The 15,528-nt window shown below is 39.0% G+C and carries 16 protein-coding genes and 4 tRNA genes; 14 read left to right on the plus strand and 6 right to left on the minus strand.

Annotation, left to right across the window (positions count from 1 at the left end; translation table 11 throughout):
* Window positions 1-363: 363 nt before the first annotated feature.
* The gene (locus BTO08_RS03475; RefSeq protein WP_105059911.1) at window positions 364-1,938 is read left to right on the plus strand and encodes a BCCT family transporter; all 1,575 of its coding nucleotides are present in this window, start codon (window positions 364-366) and stop codon (window positions 1,936-1,938) included.
* 64 nt (window positions 1,939-2,002) lie between these two features.
* Here the strand turns inward: BTO08_RS03475 and BTO08_RS03480 are convergent, their stop codons facing one another.
* From BTO08_RS03480 to BTO08_RS03490, 3 genes are all read right to left on the minus strand, one after another.
* Window positions 2,003-2,752, minus strand: coding sequence for a 3'-5' exonuclease (locus BTO08_RS03480; RefSeq protein WP_105059912.1), 750 nt, complete (start codon window positions 2,750-2,752; stop codon window positions 2,003-2,005).
* Window positions 2,753-2,764: 12 nt separating this feature from the next.
* The gene (locus BTO08_RS03485) at window positions 2,765-4,642 is read right to left on the minus strand and encodes a DUF294 nucleotidyltransferase-like domain-containing protein (RefSeq protein ID WP_105059913.1); all 1,878 of its coding nucleotides are present in this window, start codon (window positions 4,640-4,642) and stop codon (window positions 2,765-2,767) included.
* Between the two features lie 198 nt (window positions 4,643-4,840).
* A complete protein-coding gene (locus tag BTO08_RS03490) occupies window positions 4,841-5,041 on the minus strand; it encodes a hypothetical protein (RefSeq protein ID WP_105059914.1) in 201 nt (66 codons plus the stop codon).
* A gap of 390 nt (window positions 5,042-5,431) precedes the next feature.
* On the opposite strand from BTO08_RS03490, the gene BTO08_RS03495 reads away from it, so the two are divergent.
* From BTO08_RS03495 to BTO08_RS03515, 5 genes are all read left to right on the plus strand, one after another.
* The gene (locus tag BTO08_RS03495) at window positions 5,432-6,346 is read left to right on the plus strand and encodes a PfkB family carbohydrate kinase (RefSeq protein WP_105059915.1); all 915 of its coding nucleotides are present in this window, start codon (window positions 5,432-5,434) and stop codon (window positions 6,344-6,346) included.
* A 172-nt stretch (window positions 6,347-6,518) separates the two neighbouring features.
* Window positions 6,519-6,592 (plus strand) — tRNA-Cys (locus tag BTO08_RS03500).
* A 20-nt stretch (window positions 6,593-6,612) separates the two neighbouring features.
* Window positions 6,613-6,688 (plus strand) — tRNA-Gly (locus tag BTO08_RS03505).
* 66 nt (window positions 6,689-6,754) lie between these two features.
* Window positions 6,755-6,841 (plus strand) — tRNA-Leu (locus tag BTO08_RS03510).
* A gap of 102 nt (window positions 6,842-6,943) precedes the next feature.
* Window positions 6,944-7,030 (plus strand) — tRNA-Leu (locus BTO08_RS03515).
* Window positions 7,031-7,119: 89 nt separating this feature from the next.
* On the opposite strand, the gene BTO08_RS03520 is transcribed toward BTO08_RS03515, so the two are convergent.
* The gene (locus tag BTO08_RS03520) at window positions 7,120-7,302 is read right to left on the minus strand and encodes a DUF3012 domain-containing protein (RefSeq protein WP_005368573.1); all 183 of its coding nucleotides are present in this window, start codon (window positions 7,300-7,302) and stop codon (window positions 7,120-7,122) included.
* Window positions 7,303-7,547: 245 nt separating this feature from the next.
* Here BTO08_RS03520 and BTO08_RS03525 point away from each other — a divergent pair, with 245 nt between their 5' ends.
* The 5 genes from BTO08_RS03525 to BTO08_RS03545 are packed head-to-tail and all read left to right on the plus strand — an operon-like array spanning window position 7,548 to window position 10,824.
* A complete protein-coding gene (locus tag BTO08_RS03525) occupies window positions 7,548-8,303 on the plus strand; it encodes a 5-oxoprolinase subunit PxpA (protein ID WP_105059916.1) in 756 nt (251 codons plus the stop codon).
* 9 nt (window positions 8,304-8,312) lie between these two features.
* Complete coding sequence (gene pxpB / locus BTO08_RS03530; protein WP_105059917.1) at window positions 8,313-9,011, plus strand: 5-oxoprolinase subunit PxpB; 699 nt, start codon at window positions 8,313-8,315, stop codon at window positions 9,009-9,011.
* Window positions 8,999-9,964 (plus strand): biotin-dependent carboxyltransferase family protein, encoded by a 966-nt coding sequence (locus BTO08_RS03535; RefSeq protein WP_105059918.1) that lies wholly within the window; start codon window positions 8,999-9,001, stop codon window positions 9,962-9,964. The genes pxpB and BTO08_RS03535 overlap by 13 nt, the downstream gene beginning before the upstream one ends.
* 4 nt (window positions 9,965-9,968) lie before the next feature.
* Window positions 9,969-10,535, plus strand: coding sequence for a gamma-glutamylcyclotransferase family protein (locus BTO08_RS03540; protein WP_005368565.1), 567 nt, complete (start codon window positions 9,969-9,971; stop codon window positions 10,533-10,535).
* 37 nt (window positions 10,536-10,572) lie between these two features.
* Window positions 10,573-10,824, plus strand: coding sequence for a hypothetical protein (locus BTO08_RS03545; RefSeq protein ID WP_105059919.1), 252 nt, complete (start codon window positions 10,573-10,575; stop codon window positions 10,822-10,824).
* Window positions 10,825-10,879: 55 nt separating this feature from the next.
* Here BTO08_RS03545 and BTO08_RS03550 read toward each other — a convergent pair whose 3' ends face one another.
* On the minus strand, window positions 10,880-11,674 hold the full coding sequence (locus BTO08_RS03550; RefSeq protein ID WP_105059920.1) for a DUF3108 domain-containing protein: 795 nt from the start codon (window positions 11,672-11,674) through the stop codon (window positions 10,880-10,882).
* A 400-nt stretch (window positions 11,675-12,074) separates the two neighbouring features.
* Here BTO08_RS03550 and BTO08_RS03555 point away from each other — a divergent pair, with 400 nt between their 5' ends.
* Together BTO08_RS03555 and BTO08_RS03560 are read left to right on the plus strand one after the other, a co-directional pair.
* Window positions 12,075-12,296 carry a hypothetical protein gene (locus BTO08_RS03555; protein WP_045128955.1) on the plus strand — a complete coding sequence of 74 codons (222 nt, stop codon included), beginning with the start codon at window positions 12,075-12,077 and terminating at the stop codon, window positions 12,294-12,296.
* A gap of 167 nt (window positions 12,297-12,463) precedes the next feature.
* Window positions 12,464-12,940, plus strand: coding sequence for a DUF2947 domain-containing protein (locus BTO08_RS03560; protein ID WP_105059921.1), 477 nt, complete (start codon window positions 12,464-12,466; stop codon window positions 12,938-12,940).
* A 52-nt stretch (window positions 12,941-12,992) separates the two neighbouring features.
* On the opposite strand, the gene BTO08_RS03565 is transcribed toward BTO08_RS03560, so the two are convergent.
* Entirely contained in the window at window positions 12,993-13,832 is an 840-nt protein-coding gene (locus BTO08_RS03565; RefSeq protein ID WP_105059922.1) for a pirin family protein, read from the minus strand.
* Window positions 13,833-14,071: 239 nt separating this feature from the next.
* On the opposite strand from BTO08_RS03565, the gene BTO08_RS03570 reads away from it, so the two are divergent.
* The gene (locus tag BTO08_RS03570; RefSeq protein WP_105059923.1) at window positions 14,072-15,520 is read left to right on the plus strand and encodes an NAD-dependent succinate-semialdehyde dehydrogenase; all 1,449 of its coding nucleotides are present in this window, start codon (window positions 14,072-14,074) and stop codon (window positions 15,518-15,520) included.
* The last annotated feature ends 8 nt before the right edge of the window (window positions 15,521-15,528 follow it).

Below are 15,528 nucleotides of genomic sequence, written 5' to 3' on the forward strand. Positions count from 1 at the left end.
AAAGAGCCATAAATTTGACGATTGATGGGGTTTTAAATAGGACGTTCAGTTATAAGATTATGAATAAAAAGAGAAACAGATTGATTAGTGATAATCTTATATTTATCTGTCAACGATAAAAAAATAGTCTAAAGTTGAGATAGAAGTGGTTAGAGTACAATGCAAATTCCACTGATTTTTCTTACGGATGCCACTGTCTTTTTGTAGTACATGTTGTTTTTTTATAATAAATGAATTGTTTTTAGACGATTAAGCCATCTATTGACAGTTATAATGATCAAATGGTTATATATTGCGGCTCAAATTTTATTTACAGGACTAAGTATTGATGATTTGAGTTGTAATCATAACGGGACTTTATAAATGAGTAAGCACGATAAATATAGTATTAATAATACCGACTATACAATCGGACAAGATAATGTCCAAAAATGGGGCTTTGATGTCCATAATGCGGTATTTGGCGTCAGTGCAGGATTAATTGTTCTCTTTTTAGCAGCAATTCTTATCAGCGATCCAGCAACAGCAAAAGCAACATTAGATAGCGTAAAGAGCGCGATTGTTAATAAATTCGATTCAATGTTCATCTTAGCTGGTAACTTTTTCGTTGTTTTCTGTCTAGGATTGATAATCTCTCCATACGGTCGCATCCGTTTGGGGGGTAAAGACGCAGAAGCTGAGCATTCCACCATGTCTTGGTTAGCGATGCTCTTTGCTGCAGGGATGGGGATTGGTTTAATGTTCTGGAGTGTAGCCGAACCAGCTGGCTACTACACAGGTTCTGGTGGTTTAACACCGCTAAGTGTGACGCCTGAAACGCCAGAAGCGTTTAAAGTCGCAATGGGCGCAACTATGTACCATTGGGGTTTACACCCATGGGCTATTTACGGTGTTGTTGCTCTTTCAATGGCATTTTTTGCTTATAATAAAGGCTTACCTCTTTCTATTCGATCGGTGTTTTATCCTATCCTTGGCGATCGTACTTGGGGCTGGGCTGGACATATCATTGATATCCTTGCTGTCCTTGCAACACTATTTGGTTTAGCGACATCACTAGGGCTTGGTGCTCAGCAAGCAGCAAGTGGTATTAACCATATATTTGGTACACATGGTGGGTTAGGGTTACAAATTGGTATTATTGTCGGTGTAACAATCATTACCATTTACTCTGTTGCTCAAGGCATTGACTCTGGTGTTAAACTGCTAAGTAATATCAATATGCTGGTAGCATTAGTTCTTCTTGTTTTTGTAGGTGCTGTTGGTTTTGCAGTTTCTATGCATACGATCCCAACAACGATTGTGGGTTATGTAGAAAACTTTATTCCATTAAGTAATCCATTTGGTCGAACAGATCAGGCTTGGCTACATGGTTGGACTGTAGTGTACTGGGCGTGGTGGATTTCATGGTCACCATTTGTTGGTTCATTCATTGCACGTATCTCAAAAGGTCGTACAGTTCGTGAATTCTTAATTGCTGTTTTAATTGTACCTACTGTGGTTACAACTGTTTGGATGTCTGTATTTGGTGGTCAAGCAATTCACCAAATCATGGACGGTATTGGTTCATTAGGTAAGAATGGTATTACTGATGTTTCACTTGCTATGTTCCAAATGTTTGATGCTTTACCACTCGGTACTATTTTATCTTTTATTGGTATTTGTTTAGTCTTAGTATTCTTTATTACTTCATCAGATTCAGGTTCTCTGGTTATCGATAGTATTACCGCAGGTGGTAAAGTTGATAATCCAGTAACGCAACGCGTATTTTGGGCTGTTATTGAAGGTTTAATTGCGATTGCATTGTTGTGGGTAGGAGGTACCCAAGCAATTCAAGCGCTTCAAGCGGGTACTATTTCAACGGCTCTTCCGTTTACCATTATATTGTTGCTGATGTGTGTTAGCTTAATGCTTGGCTTTAGAACAGAAAAGTACAAGTAATTATCAAGGGCGATTTAGCCTAAAATGGTAATAAAAAACCGCAGTGTTCGTACTGCGGTTTTTTTTATTCCCAAATTTGATTAATTGGCGTATCGGGTGTGAAGTGATATGCGATTTGAGCTTGTAATAGCTCAGCTGTCGCTAATGCATCTGTTAACGCGTGGTGAGGTTGGTAAGCTGGTAATCCATATCGAATTCTACATTTTCCTAATCGAACTGATCCTGGCTTTTTCCCTTTCAATCTTGCTAAAAAACCACTGTATTGCTGGGTTTGGATATGTGATTCAAGTGCTAAAGTATCAACAACAGGAAATTGGATACCTTCGTTTAATCGCACTCTTAATGCCTTATCCATAAACTGCCGTTCGATGGCTTTGTAATGCACTACCACGACTTTACCAGCTAATGAATCTAATACAGCTTCTAAAATTCGACGTATATCTGGCGCAGTTTGTACATCTGAGTGTGTAATACCATGAATGATGACGGAGTCTTCATCTAGTTTTGCTTTTGGCTTTACAACCCAATGCTGTGACTGTTTGCAAAAAATACGATTAATGGTGAAGGGAACAAGCCCGACACTAATAATGTCATCTTTGTTAGCATTAAGCCCTGTTGTTTCAAAATCTAATGCAACAAACTCAATGTCTTTTAATGGGGTGTCACCACTAAAAATACCATGTTGGTAATATTGTTTAATGCGTTGATCGTTAGCATCATGAGCTAGTACTTTAAATCTTTTCTGCCAATCCACTATTGGAGTATTACGAATGAAATGGGCTGATGATGTTTTTTTGAATACTTCTCTAAACATGCTTATTTACCCTTATCGTGTTGCTTGATAGCGATATTTCACGAAATTTTGGGCTTTGCTTAAAATTTGGAAAGCATCTTTAAGGTTACGACGTTCAAAATCAGACATATTTTCAGGTTCAATACTATTATCAGGCTCCTGTCCTTCTTCTACATCCAATGCTTGGTGGCGAATACGGACTAATGAAATATATTCCATCGCATCGCGAAGATCTTGAGCACGTCCAGGTGGTAAAATTCCACTTTCAATAATATCATCCAAACGCTCGAGTGAATTCTGAGAACGAGAGCCTACCGCAAGGGCATGGACTCGAATTAAATCTGCTAATGGCGCTGTACCACGACGTTTTAGATTAATCGAGTTATTGTGGCGACCATCTTTTTCCATTACGAAATCTTTAAAGAAGCCTAATGGCGGCGTGCGATTGATTGCGTTGCGTGCAAGGCAAGCTAAAAAGCGAGGGCTGTTACGGGCACGACGAACGATAAAACCATTAAGTTGTTTAGCCCAACGTAATCTGCCCCAAACACCACCTAAGTCAAAAAAGATAGAGCTATTTAATAACGCTTGAGGTTTTGGGTTATCAATCCAGTCAGCAAAACATTGCTCCCATTCATGGCGGGTTTTACGCCATTCTGGGTTTGTCGCCATAATGCCACCAGTACAATAGGTGTAGCCACATGCAGCAAGGCCATCACAAACAAAAGTCGCAAGCGCTTCAAAGTACGCATTATGTTTATCATGATCGTATGAGTTATCAAGAATAATGGCATTATCTTGGTCTGTGACGATTAATTGTTCATCACGTGCCATAGAGCCTAAGGCTAAGAAACAGTATTGAATAGGTGGTGGACCGAGCTTTTCTTCTGCTAATTCTAATAAACGCTGTTTAAAGCTACGCCCAATTTCTGCCATTGCGCTGCCAATCATATGCGAGTTAGCGTCTTCATTAACCATGCGGACAAAGCAGTCTTTAACTTGTGCTGATAATTGAATGAGCTCTTCAACAGATTGTTGCTGATAAATACTACTAACCAGTAGTAAGCTATTTTGCGATTCATAGCGAACAATATCAGAAACGCTAATAACACCTATAGGTTGTTTGTTTCTAAGCACCGGCAAATGATGAATGTTATAACGCAGCATAGTCAGCATGGCTTCAAACACATAGGCATTATGATCGAGCGTAATAGGCTCTGCTGTCATGACTGAAGAAACAGGATTTGAGGTTGAAATTCCTTCTGCTAATACACGGGTACATAAATCACGATCGGTAATAATACCCGTGACATAATCGTTATCATCATCGTCATCGGTAGCATTACTATCACTGAGTAATAATGCAGAAACGCCTTCTTCAGCCATTGTTTGTGCTGCTGTTTGAATGGTTTCGTTTTGATCAATGATGACGGCATCGCGAGTGATTAAGGTTCTTAGTTTTGATGTCGTCAGATCATTTTCATCATGTTGGCTTGATACGGCATGACGTAAACGTGCCCCGTCTTCAACTTCAACGAAATCAGCAAAGCTATCGTATTTATCGCAAAGTTCAATAAACAGAGTATTGGGAATACAGTAGAGTAGAGTATCTTCAAGCGCTTTTGCAGGCATTCGGACTCGGTTGTTCATTAACAAGCCCATTTGTCCGAAAATATCGCCTTCATCAAGGCGATTATAGAGTTCGCCTTTGCGACGGTATATTTCAACAGCACCACTTCGAATTAAATACAGATCATGAATGCTATCGCCAGTATTCAATATCATGGTGTTCGCACGGTAATAAGCAACTTCGATTTCAAGAGCAAGTTGATGAAGTTGATCTTCTGGCAAAGTATCAAAAGGCGGATACTGTGAGATAAAATTTAGAATTTCTATTTGTTCCGCTTCCATTACATCTTCCGTTATTTAAGGCAAATATTTAGTTGGTGTTGTGCTATTCAATGTTCTATTGCTCATTAAAGCTAAACGATGAGTAATAGATAGATGAAAGTTTAACGTATAAATGAGGTTAAAGCATACGAAAGAGGAATTAAACGCTTGTCACGGTGACAAGCGTAAAAGATTGGTCAAATTATTCTGAAAGTTGAATTACATCAAGAGATAAGCGATAAAGCCGCTACCGATAAGGCATGCCCCGGAGAAAAAACTCGCTTCAATTTTGCTTTCAACTACATTATCAACCTCATCATGTTTTACCGTTAGAAACGAAACTGCAAAACCTGCTGACATTGCAAAAAGAAGAGCGCCAAGGCCAAATAAAATGGCTTGAATAAAATATAACACTTCCATGTAAGTTAAATCCCTTAGCTAAACAACGTAATAACAAATAAATATCATACTTTTTGGGTTAGGTATCGCAATAAAAACATATAAAGATAAGATTTTGCTGACAAAAAATAGCATAGATAATTACCCATATTTTTGACGTTTTATTTTAAATAATGAGACAGAAATATCTTCGCAGTAGTTATCTATTTCCATCTATGAGAGCTGATAAAATGTTATTAATAAGAGTAATAATGGAGATTACGTTTATTCCATATAATGAGCTAAAAATACTTTAAATCTAGATGATTGTATTATCAATATTTGTAGTATTTGTATTAGGCTTTAATAAACAACATAACGATGAGTATGAATGGAAGCATAATCTTAGATATCTGACGATGGGGTATCAGTGTGAGAATTGTTTTCTTTGGTGAAGCGCTTGTTGAAATAAATAATACGACTAAGTATGCAACCTATGGTGGAGATGTATCCAATACAGCCTTGTATTTGTCTCGGCTTGGACAGTCTCGTGCTATTTCTGTCAGTTACGCGACAGCTGTAGGAACTGATAAGTTATCGCTATCATTATTATCTTGCTGGCAGCAAGAGGGTATTGATACGAGTTTGGTTCGGTATCTATCGACTAAATTCCCTGATCTTTGTTATATAGAGACAGATAGAGAAGGGCATTGTTATCGCCACTTTTGGAATAAAGATAATGCTGCTCGTTATTACTTTTCAAGGGAGTCATCGCCACTTGAAATAGCATTAAGCAACTATAACTATCATGCTATTTATATCAGTGCAGTGAGCTTTGCATTATTAACCGATGAAGCAAAAGCAACGTTATTGGTACTATTAGAAAAATATAAAATAGATGGCGGAAAAGTCTATTTTGATAATCGATATCGCCCTCATATGTGGACACCACAACAAGCAAGATACTGGATATGTCAGTTATTACCTTACATAGACATTGCTTTCATTGAGATAAAAGACGAACAACGAATCTGGGGGACTAGCCTTGGTATTATTGAACGTTATGGTCACTCAAACTGTTGTGAATTAGTTATCAAACAATATAGCGACCACCCGATAAGTGATCTTAAAGCCCTCCATACCCAGATGAAGATATCTGTGATCCAACCAATAGGGCAGACGACTGATTATATTGCTGATAATGCGTTTATTGCCGGATATCTTGCTGGAAGGATCAGCGGTAAAAGCATTCGTCATGCACTTAATCTTGGAAAAGAGCTAACGTTAAAAGTACAAAACCATTCTAAAGCAGTGATCCCTGCAGCAGCAATGCGAGATATGATGTAGCGCAATCATATTTTTACATCTCATGATGACTAAATCACAGGCTGAATTATATAATTTGGTTGTAAAATAATCGCTTAGCATTATTTTTTAAAAAATAGTATTGACTCAAAAGCTACATTACGTAGAATGCACCCCATACCGAAGAGCAACTCACTTCTCGGTGTGAAAAAATGGCGCGTTGGCAGAGTGGCTATGCAGCGGATTGCAAATCCGTGGACCTCGGTTCGACTCCGGGACGCGCCTCCATTCTCTTTTGAGAATATTATGCGACACTAGCTCAGCTGGTAGAGCGCAACCTTGCCAAGGTTGAGGTCACGAGTTCGAACCTCGTGTGTCGCTCCAAATTAAAAGATATGGCTAATAAGCGGTATCTACAGATGGTGTCTTACCCATCGCAAGAAATTGCGTGCCCTGGTGGTGGAATTGGTAGACACAAGGGATTTAAAATCCCTCGGCGTTCGCGCTGTGCCGGTTCAAGTCCGGCCCGGGGCACCATCTTTACTTTACCTAATAGGTAAAAAAGAAAAATAGAATTAAAAGATATGGCTAATAAGCGATATCTACAGATGGTGTCTTACCCATCGCAAGAAATTGCGTGCCCTGGTGGTGGAATTGGTAGACACAAGGGATTTAAAATCCCTCGGCGTTCGCGCTGTGCCGGTTCAAGTCCGGCCCGGGGCACCATCTATAAAAGAAGCTCATCATTAGATGAGCTTTTTTTCGTCTGTAATGTGAGTACATCAAATAAAAAAGAGCCGAATGGCTCTTTTTTGTTATTTATCGCTATCAGTACCGAAGCGAATGATGCAACTTTTAGCAAATTCGGTTGCTTCGTTCGCTGTCCAATCACCTTTTGGTTTTTCTTTTAATTGGTTACACCAATCTTCACTGCCCACTTCCGGTGTACATGCAGAAAGTAATGTTACAGCGCCTAATAAAATAAATAACTTCTTCATAAACATCCTTTATTACTGATTAATTATCAGCTTTAGCTTTAAAATTTTGCGATTACTCACAATGCTGCAAGAATGGCTGAAAGGTCACGTATTAGCAAATTTTAAAAAGTGTTTTATGTGAGAATTATGTAAGATTTCAATAACAAAGGAAAAGACAGGTTTGCTAAATACAATACTCTGATGCATCGGAGGGCTAAGATAATTATTGATAGCCAGTGATCTGGCATGATTGCAGGGAGAGCATGATGAAATTAAATTGTGATATGGGCGAAAGTTTTGGTGCTTGGAATATGGGGGATGATGCAGCAGTGATGCCATGGATCAATATGGCGAATATTGCGTGCGGTTTTCATGCATCCGATCCTACGGTGATGGCTAGAACGATTGCTTTAGCTAAACATCATGATGTGATCATAGGTGCTCACCCTGGGTATAACGATAAAGAAGGATTTGGACGACGACATATTCCTCATACGTTGGATGAAATCAGTCATAGTGTGGCTTACCAAGTCGGGGCATTAGATGCCTTATGTCGTCTGAATGCTGTGACTATTACGTATGTGAAGCCTCATGGCGCGTTATATAACCAAATGATGCAAGATCCTGAAATTTTCGAAGTCATTGTTGCTACTATCGCAAAACTTAATACTTCCCGTGCACTTCCTCTTTCTCTTATGATCCTGTCACGAGCAAATAATGAGGCATATATTCAAATAGCCGAACAAAAGGGGGTGTCTTTACTTTTTGAAGCGTTTGCAGATAGGGCTTACACAACAGAAGGGTTATTGGTTCCACGACATGAAACTGGTGCAGTTCATCACCATCCTGATTTGATAAAAGCGCAAGCATTACAACTCGCTCAAGGTAAAGTGAAAACCCTGAGCGGGAAATTATTAACATTACAGGTTGATACCATTTGTGTGCATGGTGATAACCCTGAATCAATTGCGACAATTAAAGAGATCGCCCTGTTATTAAAGTCAGCAAATGATAATAAATAGGACGTTATTATGCTTATTAGTCGGTTAACTGAATCAGCCATGATGGTGGAATTTGGGCAGCAAATTACCGCTGAAACAACATCCATGATTGCTGACTACGTGACGTTTATTAAAACACAATATAGTCGTGAATTAATCGATGTTACTCCCTCGTATACTAAAGTGATGCTACATTTTCGGCTGGACTGTAATTGTTATTCTTTATTGGTTGCGACAAGCGAACAATGGTTTGCTGATCATCAGCAAAGTCATAAAGGCTCTTGCCATTTAACATCAAAACTGCATCAATTACCTGTTTATTATCATTCAGATGTTGCGCCAGATTTAGCTACTGTTGCCGAGCATAGCCAGCTAACAGAGCAACAAGTCATTACTCGACATAGCGATAAAATCTATCAAGTCGGTGCGATTGGTTTTACTGCTGGGTTTGCTTTTTTATCTACGGTGGATGATAAAATCGCAATGCCTAGATTGTCATCACCTCGACTTCAAATACCAGCAGGAAGCGTCGGTATTGCCGATAACCAAACCGCAATATATCCCGATCAAAGTCCTGGAGGCTGGCATATTATTGGTAATTGTCCGCAATCCTTATTTTTAGCTGATCAGTACCCGTTATCTATTTTTTCAATTGGCGATCAGGTGCAATTTTTTGCGATCACCAAACAAGAATTCTTAGATCTAGGAGGGCAGTTATGGAAGCGTTAGAGATCATTGAATCAGGTATGCTAATGCAGTTGCAAGATCTTGGTCGTTATGGTGTTGCAGAGCATGGATTAAGTCAAGGTGGCGCAATGGATCTTCATGCTTTCTGCTGGGGGAATTTATTGTTAAATAATGATCCTAATGCGGCTCAAATAGAGATCACATTAGGACAAGTCAGTTTTAACGTTCTCACCGATTGTACTATCGCTCTCACTGGGGCTGATATGCAAGCCAAGGTTGATGGAAGAAAGATCATGCCTTGGCAAACGGTACGCTTATTGCGTGGGCAAGTATTGCAATTGGGTTATGCACGGCAGGGATTAAGAGCATATTTGGCAATTGACGGTGGATTTTGTGTTAAAGAAAGTCTAGGTAGTGTATCGACAGTAGCTAGGAATCATCTAGGTGGTTTGGATGGTACGGGTCAGTCACTAAAAGAGGGGCAACGACTTTCTAAATATGGTGGAAATAACGTTTATCATTTTCAAGCAGTACCCGCACGCTATATACCCAATTATGCGGAAAAGTTAACGGTATCTATTATTGAATCATATCAAGCAGAGTGGTTTTCTCCACAGCAAAAGCAGCAGTTTTATCAGTCAGAATATCAAGTGAGTCAACATAGTGATCGCATGGGTTATCGGCTTGTAGGGGAAAAGATCCTCCCAAATAAGGCAACATTGATCTCTCAACCCATAGCAAAGGGAGCGGTTCAATTTCCAGCGGCAGGAGAGCCCATTATTTTGCTTAATGATCGACAAACGTTGGGGGGATATCCTATTTTAGGTTGCATTACTCAGCGCGATCTTAGTTTGGTTAGCCAATTAAAACCGGGGGATTCAATCCAATTTTCACCATTAAGCCCAGAGCTATTTGAACTTGAGTTACAGAAATGGTTTACTTTCTGTCGATTCTTTAATGTTTTCAATTGTGGTAACGAAAAGAAAGAAAGGTGATTGGATGTATATTTTTGGCTATGGAAGCCTGATCAATAAATACTCGCGAAACCGTACAGGTAATACAGGTAAATCTTATCCTGCATTAGTGCATGGTTTACAGCGTTCATGGGGTAATGTTGATGGCAGCTATCCTATCGCACCTTTAGTCGTAAAGCCGGGACAAGGTGTCTGTAATGGCGTGTTAATTGAAGTTGATGAAAAAGGTTTGAGAGACTTTGATCAAAGAGAACATGGTTATCAACGTATTCAAATTACCGCACAACAAATTGAATTATTAGAAAATACGCAGCTCACATTATCAGAACCAGTTTGGGTATATATCAATAATAGCGCCTTACCGCCTTGTCAGCAGTTTCCTATTACACAAACCTATGTTGATACGGTTTTAGCGGGATGTTTATCTATTTCACATCAGTTTGCAGAGATGTTCGTCGCAACGACGACTGGTTGGCAATACCCTTATCAAAATGATCGTCATGCGCCCAAATATGGCAACTTAGCTGGCGTTTATGATACTGATAGAAAGCAGATTGATATACTCATTGAAAATACGATTTCAGGTAATTAACGATCTGCTCATCGTCATAATTTAAGCGAGATCAACGGTGGCAAAACCGAATAAAAAAGGACCGACAAAAACAGTCGATATCTTTTGTGCTAAATGTAAAACGCTCTTATTTAAATATCGAAAAGGTGGAAAAGGGGCGTTAGTAAAATGCTTTAAAGAAAGAATTGTAAAAGATTTTACGATTGAGCCTGCAACATGCCCTGAATGTGGTGTGGTATTTGGACGCGATACATTAGTAAGAGGTACGCCTGCATTTAAAATCATTGGTGGCAAAGTGACGATGAAGTAAATAAAAAGCCGAGTTATAATTAACTCGGCTTTTTGATGCTAGATGCTAGTGATTATTACTTTTTGAATAACTGCTTTGGTGGGCAATCCATCTTTTTACTCATAAGTACCGCTTCTAAATCGACAATTTTACGGTGATAGGTTGCCTTTACGAGTTGATAATCAAGTGACGGCGCAAACCATAATGAAAGTTGGCGATCGCTCTTTCTCGTTTGATTAACCCTAATAGTATTTAGAGTACCAAAGTTAGTATTGATTGTTTCATTACCCGCTACTGTAAAGTAGTAGTGGCTAGTTTCGTCACTGTTTTGCATAATAAAATCGAAGTTCTTTTTACCTTCAATTAAATCAAGACGCATCTGACTACCAATTGTGTCACCATCAAGAATAGGCGCTAACGCATTGGTATATTTCTGCGTTTTTCCATCTTCAGTCACTGTTGAGTTATGACCATCGTTACTAAAAGTGACACTGACATTACCAGCCATTAGTCCAGTGATAGTTCGTTGAAATTTATCTGTGACAAAGCGTTGAGCAGCATCTGACCAATGTAATTGAGTATGAGAGTTCATTTTTGATTTGGTAATTAGAACATCAACTTCACTATTAGTATAAATATCAGCGCTATCGCCTTTCCAAACTATGTGACGTTGATAATGACCAATTTTCTGACCTTTAAAAAATACATTGTAATTTAATGTCTTTTTGCATTGATGGAATTGGTTCGGAAAAGAATAGGTGGCATGATTCTCTTTTTGTAGTGCCGTTGAAGTATTACTTGTCGGAGCTGCAATGGCAGTCACGCTCAATAAAGATAAAACCGACGTAGTAAATAAAGACAATAAACGCACAGGTACTCCTAAACATTTAGATATAACGAACAATAGCGTCTTATAGTTTAACAGGTTTGCTAACAAGATGATCAAGTCGCATCTGTTTTATACCCGAAGTCACTCCGATGATATGGCTCATTCCCTAAGTGTATTTTTACATGTAATTATTAATAATAGGACTGAAATGAAATAAAAAATTAATCTATTATTATTCCCTTTTAAATCATGTGGTTATATTTTAAATCATAATCGATAGTAACGCTTTTATTTTAATAAAAAAATAACGTGTTGTTATTTAAGATATTTTATTTAGAGGTACTTACCTGACTGTTATGACATTAGTAATACAGTTATTTGACGTTTAGTGTTGTCGCGCCTATTTTTTATACGTTTATGTCTAACGAAAGAGGAGTGTGTGATGAAAAAAATGAACTCGTCATATCGATTACAAATTATCAAAGAAGTTGCAACTCGGCATCAAATGAAATCGACAGGTGATCCTATGGCGATGCATATATCACAACTACTAGAAAGTCATAATAATGAAAATCCCATAAAGCCAATAACAACATTTGATGATAGTCACTACGATGACAATGCGGGCGGTTGGGTGAGTAACCTATGGGGTGATGAAAAGTAAAACCGGATAATTATAATCACGGGAAGTGATGGATGAGGTACGATTATGATCGTACCTTTTTTGATACATTGAGATAAGAGATGAAGAATGCTTTTTCTTAGCCTGTAACTGGAACAAATTTTGTGTCTGATGTACATTGCGGTGTCATTATATATTTAGGCTAATTGATGAATTACACCGAACTTGATAATTACACGCGTAAGTGGATTTTTACCCATGCTTCGATGCCTGTTCCTACGGCAGATCTTGAGCAAATAAAACCGTTAACCCAAGCGCGTTCTTCGCAATTGTGGCAGGAACATATTAGTAAACAGAGTCCGGATTCTGATCACTTTGAGCATGGTGATTGGGCTGCAGATACAAAAATCTGGTCAGAGCCTGAAGACTGGCAAGATGCTTGGGATAACGATGATGATGCATCATTGCCAGCTGCTATTTTGGCAGCTTTGCAATGGGAAGATAATACAACGATTTATTTTTGCTACGAAAAGTACAATATTGTAGAAACTAAATGGGGTGTATTTAAACGTAACTGGAAAAACTTTTTGTTTTTTGATGATGGTCCAATTCTATTGGGTCGCAAACAAAAACAAGCGCTATGGTTTCAATCCAATGGCACTTATCAGTTAGCATTACGTCCATAATTTTCTAACGCCCTGTAATATTATTTCTTTTTAAATTACAGGGCGTTGTTATTTATGTTTTTTCTTCAATGGGCTGTAATTGTTTTATGATCTGTTGAATGTTTTTTAATGCGATGTCTAGATTATTGCTTGAAGAATGAACCGAACCTTCTTTTGTTATTAAAGGTTGGTTTAATGGCTCGCCTAACGCAATAAAAAAACGTGCACTGTGGTTTGTGGTTGTGACGGTAATGGGTAGTTGTGAGTGAGCAAAAATTCCCATTTGATTCGGATGCAGTTGATTATTTGCGATATAGGCGTGCCCTGAGCGTAAATAAATAAAACCCGCAACATGGGTCTCTGGTGGTGTAAACGTCCAACTACCGTATGACGTGACAATAATATCAAGATAGATAATATTGCAGTTGTGTTTTATTGGGCTTTCAACACCATTGTAGTGACCAATGAGTACTTTTGTTGTCGCGTGTGTGCCTTCAATGAGAGGCAGTTTTTCACTGGCAATATGCGTGCTTGATGGCGCAGTCATTTCACCTTCTTTTTCTGAAGGCGAAGCGGTCCACATTTGAAATGCTTCTGCGATCCCATTGTGTGGTTTCATCAGTGATTTATGTGCCATACCATAACCACAAGTGGTGAGGTGAATATCACCCGTTTGAATGTGATTTTTACCGTTAATACTGTCATCGTTTTGGATTGATCCGACAACGGGATAGCTGACAGCATCGATACCGGAATGGCCATGAAAGCCTAGTTCATTATGTGCTCGGGTAGTGGATAAGTAATGATCCCAAAGGATAAAGGGGTTGGTATCAGGAAGATGCGGGGTATCGATATAGGTGACGATGGCACCGTGTTTTATACCGTGCCGAATTACTGCAATTTTTCTAGTCATTGCTATTGTTACCTGTTTTCGTAAGGCTAGAAAACAAGCCTATGTATCATGCCATTACAAATTAATATTCAACTCTTCTTTAGCCTAGTTGCTTACTCGCTGATCTGCCGCATTATTAGCAACAAAAATTTGGCTACTGATAAAATGAAAACTGAATACTAAACGTTTAATACTTATTTGTATTACAATATTAAAGATTAAATATATACTCAATATTTGCGAAATAATAGGAAACACGAATGACTTTTTCTTTTGGTGGCTTGTTTAAACAGCAAGCATTTATTAATGGCCAATGGAGTGACGCCTTTTCTGGTAAAACGTTAAATATTACTAATCCGGCGACAAATGAAGTTATTGGTCATGTTCCACTTATGGGTGTAGAAGAAACAAATATCGCGATTGATGCGGCAGATAAAGCGTATCGATTGTGGTCAAAAACAACAGCGAAACACCGCTCGATGATCTTACGTCAGTGGTATGAGTTAATTGTTTCACACAGTGATGAATTAGCTCATATTCTTACTGCCGAGCAAGGTAAACCATTGGCTGAAGCGAAAGGTGAAATTGCCTATGCGGCGAGTTTTGTTGAATGGTATGCAGAAGAAGCTAAGCGTCTTAACGGCGAGATCATTCCAAGCCATAAAGAAGATGCCCGTATTTTAGTCTCTCGCCAGCCTGTTGGTGTGGTTGCTGCCATAACACCATGGAACTTTCCTGCTGCAATGATCACTCGTAAATGTGGTCCAGCTTTTGCTGCGGGTTGCTCTGTTGTATTAAAACCAGCCCCAGATACCCCTTATACTGCATTTGCCCTAGCAGAACTCGCGCATCGAGCGGGTATTCCTGCTGGGTTGTTTAATGTTATTACGGGAGATGCCGTCAAAATTGGCGCAGAGCTTATGAGTAATAAGCGAGTCCGCAAAGTTTCATTCACAGGCTCTACTGCAATCGGTAAGCTTTTGATGGCACAGTCAGCAGCAACGGTTAAGAAAGTGTCATTAGAGTTAGGTGGTAACGCGCCATTTATTGTGTTTGATGATTCCGATTTATCTCGAGCGATTGATGGGGTGATGGTTTCTAAGTTTCGTAATGCAGGTCAGACATGCGTGTGTACTAACCGTATTTATGTTCATAGTGATGTGTACCAGCAATTTGTAGAAAAGCTATCTGAAAGAGTATCAGCACTAACGGTTGGCAATGGTGTTGATAATGGCGTAACCATTGGCCCGTTGATAAACCGAGTTGCGGTTGAGAAAGTCGAAAAACACATTAACGACGCTATGATGAAAGGGGCAAACTTAGTTATAGGTACACGAGAGCCTTCAACAAGCTGCTTTGTTCAACCAACGGTACTCAGTAATGTAACCGATAATATGTTAGTGGCGAGTGAAGAAACCTTTGGCCCGTTAGCTGCAGTGTTTAAGTTTACTGATGAGCAAGATGTTATTGCACGCGCTAATAATACCGATTCAGGCCTTGCTGCTTACGTTTATACCCAATCATTATCACGAGCTTTTCGTGTTAGTGAGGCACTGGAGTATGGCATGGTAGGAGTCAATGAAGGGCTAATTTCTACTGAACTCGCGCCATTTGGTGGCATAAAAGAATCGGGTATTGGTCGAGAAGGTGCACATCAAGGTTTAGAAGAATATACTGAGATGAAATACACCTTGATGGGTGGCTTATAGCGTTTTGT

Source organism: Photobacterium angustum (assembly GCF_002954615.1).
GTDB classification, from domain to species: domain Bacteria; phylum Pseudomonadota; class Gammaproteobacteria; order Enterobacterales; family Vibrionaceae; genus Photobacterium; species Photobacterium angustum_A.

Bases quoted from the DNA above. Each gene is read 5' to 3' on its own strand.
- BTO08_RS03475 (WP_105059911.1), top strand. From the start codon at position 364: ATGAGTAAGCACGATAAATATAGTATTAATAATACCGACTATACAATC.
- BTO08_RS03480 (WP_105059912.1), bottom strand. From the start codon at position 2,752: ATGTTTAGAGAAGTATTCAAAAAAACATCATCAGCCCATTTCATTCGT.
- BTO08_RS03485 (WP_105059913.1), bottom strand. From the start codon at position 4,642: ATGGAAGCGGAACAAATAGAAATTCTAAATTTTATCTCACAGTATCCG.
- BTO08_RS03490 (WP_105059914.1), bottom strand. From the start codon at position 5,041: ATGGAAGTGTTATATTTTATTCAAGCCATTTTATTTGGCCTTGGCGCT.
- BTO08_RS03520 (WP_005368573.1), bottom strand. From the start codon at position 7,302: ATGAAGAAGTTATTTATTTTATTAGGCGCTGTAACATTACTTTCTGCA.
- BTO08_RS03525 (WP_105059916.1), top strand. From the start codon at position 7,548: ATGAAATTAAATTGTGATATGGGCGAAAGTTTTGGTGCTTGGAATATG.
- pxpB (WP_105059917.1), top strand. From the start codon at position 8,313: ATGCTTATTAGTCGGTTAACTGAATCAGCCATGATGGTGGAATTTGGG.
- BTO08_RS03535 (WP_105059918.1), top strand. From the start codon at position 8,999: ATGGAAGCGTTAGAGATCATTGAATCAGGTATGCTAATGCAGTTGCAA.
- BTO08_RS03540 (WP_005368565.1), top strand. From the start codon at position 9,969: ATGTATATTTTTGGCTATGGAAGCCTGATCAATAAATACTCGCGAAAC.
- BTO08_RS03555 (WP_045128955.1), top strand. From the start codon at position 12,075: ATGAAAAAAATGAACTCGTCATATCGATTACAAATTATCAAAGAAGTT.
- BTO08_RS03560 (WP_105059921.1), top strand. From the start codon at position 12,464: ATGAATTACACCGAACTTGATAATTACACGCGTAAGTGGATTTTTACC.
- BTO08_RS03565 (WP_105059922.1), bottom strand. From the start codon at position 13,832: ATGACTAGAAAAATTGCAGTAATTCGGCACGGTATAAAACACGGTGCC.
- BTO08_RS03570 (WP_105059923.1), top strand. From the start codon at position 14,072: ATGACTTTTTCTTTTGGTGGCTTGTTTAAACAGCAAGCATTTATTAAT.